Annotated in this window: 1 pseudogene; it reads left to right on the top strand. The window is 34.0% G+C overall.

The features are described 5' to 3' along the window. Positions 1-43 precede the first annotated feature (43 nt). Positions 44-597: pseudogene (locus A3SG_RS20525) on the top strand (hypothetical protein); the annotation flags it as partial.

The following is a 597-nucleotide window of genomic DNA, read 5'->3' as shown; positions in this document are numbered from 1 at the left end:
CCTAAGCCTTGTTAAATATAGGATTTTTACGTATATTTAGCCTATGGAAATAGACCTAGAAAACGTATCAAAACAGGAGCTTTTTGAGCTTTTAACTAAAGCTCAAAAAAACATTTCTGTGCTCGATAAAACTATTTCTGTTCAAGATAAGACTATCTCCAAACAAGATAAAACGATCTCCAAACGAGATAAAAAACTTGTTAGGCTTGAAAAAAAGGAAGTCGTGTTAGAAGATAAAGCTTCAAAATTAGAACACAAAGCTTCAAAATTAGAACACAAAGCTTCTAAATTAGAAGATAAAGCTTCAAACTTAGAAGATAAAGCTTCTAGGTTAGAAGAACGAGTTGAAGAACTTCAACGTTTAGTAGAATTACTACGCCGTATGCAGTTTGGTCAAAAACGAGAGCGTTTTGAAGATCCTTCTCAAACTACTTTACCTTTAGATCTAGAACAAGAGCTTCTGGAAGAACAAGAAGAGGTTATCAAAGAAGAAATCACTTATTCTCGTTCTAAAAAGAAACATCCTGGCAGGGCTAAACTTCCGGATCATTTACCAGTTGAAGAAATCGAGATTTACCCTGAAGGAGATTTGTCTAA

The sequence above is a fragment of the Flavobacterium sp. ACAM 123 genome (genome assembly GCF_000264055.1).
GTDB lineage: Bacteria > Bacteroidota > Bacteroidia > Flavobacteriales > Flavobacteriaceae > Flavobacterium.
This window is presented reverse-complemented; position numbering and strand designations above follow the sequence as displayed.